The organism is Candidatus Binatia bacterium (genome assembly GCA_036563615.1).
GTDB lineage: Bacteria > Desulfobacterota > Binatia > UBA12015 > UBA12015 > DATCMB01.
Genome location: DATCMB010000002.1, coordinates 1 through 1,706, shown reverse-complemented (window position 1 = coordinate 1,706; position 1,706 = coordinate 1). Strand labels below are relative to the sequence as shown.

Below are 1,706 nucleotides of genomic sequence, written 5' to 3'. Positions count from 1 at the left end.
TCCGGACGCGGTGCTCTACGGCGTGTCGCTCGGCGTGCTGTTCCGGATCGAGCGCGGCGGGCTGCGCGACGCGCTCCTCGGCGCGGTCGCGTTCCTCGTCGGCGCGCTGCCGCTCTTCGCCTACAACACGGTGACGCAGGGACATCCGTTTGCGTTCACGCAGGGCGCGGAGTTCCGCGAGGTTCTGTCGGTCGTCGGGACGCCGTGGCTCGTGCTCGCGCAGACGATGTTCGAGTCGGGCGGTGCGTTTCGCCTGGCGAACCTCTGGCAGACGCTGCCCGGCAACGTCGCGCACCTCGAGCGCTCGTTCGGCTGGCTCGGTCTGCTGACGCTGCTCGGCGTCGCGTGGGGAATCCGCGTGCGACGGCCGCTCGTCGCGGCGTTCGCGCCGTACCCGCTCGTGGCGGTGCCGTTCTACAGCTGCTGGTCGCATCCCGACGCGCGCTACCTGGCGGGTGCTGCGCTGTGCTTGATCCCGCTGACGGCGGTGGGGACGGCGGTCGCCTGCCGGCTCGTGGCCGACGAGCGTCGCTCGCACGCGTGGCGGATCGCGGCCTTGCTCGCGGCCGCGCTGGTGCTCGGGCAGCGCTGGCTGCCGCACGCTCTGCGCGTGCCCGCGATCGGCGTCCGGGAGAGCGTGCTCGCGGGCGCGCTCGCGGCGTCGGCGCTGCTACCGCTCGTGCCGCGCGCCGGACGTGCGCTGAGCCGTCTCGCGCCGCTTCTGCCCGCGCTCGCGCTCGTCGCGCTCGCCGGCGTGCGTCTCGCCGCGAGCTCCGCGCAGCGCGATCCGTTCCAGCGCCCGCAGGTCGAGCAGGCGCGCGCGGCGCTGGGCGCGCTCGTTCCGCGGGGCTCGCTGGTCATCACCAGCGAGGCGCTCGGGCGTCCCGCAGAGAACATCGCGCACTATCTCGGGGTCGACGCGCTCTATCTCTCGGAGCTCGCCCTGCTCCGTCGCCAGGGACCGGAAGCGGCGGTGCTCGCCATCCTCTCTGGCCGGCGCGCCTTCTTCCTGGTCGACCAGCGTCAGGTCGTCGCGCTCGACGAAACGATGCGCGACATCGCGGCGCTGCGCGTCGTCGGACGCAAGCGTGGACCCGCTCTGCTCGAGTGGTTCGTCGACCCGCGCAGCGCGCCGCGCGGCGTCGTCCTGTACGAGCTGGTGATGACCGAGGAGCAGAAGGACCGCGTCCGCCGCTTCCTCGGGATCGACTCGGGTGCAACATAAGGCGAGCAGGGCGCTGCTCGTGCGTGGGTGATGCGGTAGGTGCGGTGACATGCGACGGCGACAGCAAGGACGTCTCGTTCGCTGGGCGGCGCTGGTTCTCGGCGCGCTCGCGGTGCTCGTGGCGGCGCGCGGCCTCGAGCGGCACAACACGTGGTACCTCGCGAGCGACCAGTTCGCGTTCCTGACGTTCGCTGCGGATCTCGCCCGCGGCACGGTGTTCCACGACCCGAGCGACCTCGATCTGGTCGCGCCGAACCGCAATCCGGCGCGCAGCTACGACGTCTTCGCGCAGACCTATCTGTGGCGGGAGGGGAAGCTGTACTCGCGCTACCCTCCAGGGTTCCCGGCGCTGCTCGCGCTCGCGGGCTTCGTCGGCGGCGAGACGGCGCAGCACTGGCTGAACCCGCTTCTGTACTTGACGATCCTGGTGGTGCTCGGGGTCGTGACCTGGGAGGCGGTGCGGCCGAACGACCGCGTGCTC

General features: G+C 72.3%; 2 protein-coding genes. Both read left to right on the top strand.

Annotation, left to right across the window (positions count from 1 at the left end; all coding sequences use genetic code 11):
* Positions 1–1,225 (top strand): hypothetical protein (locus VIS07_00020; protein ID HEY8513879.1); only part of this gene is annotated, 1,225 nt, incomplete at its 5' end.
* A gap of 49 nt (positions 1,226–1,274) precedes the next feature.
* Positions 1,275–1,706: hypothetical protein (locus VIS07_00015; protein HEY8513878.1), on the top strand; the 432-nt coding region annotated here is incomplete at its 3' end.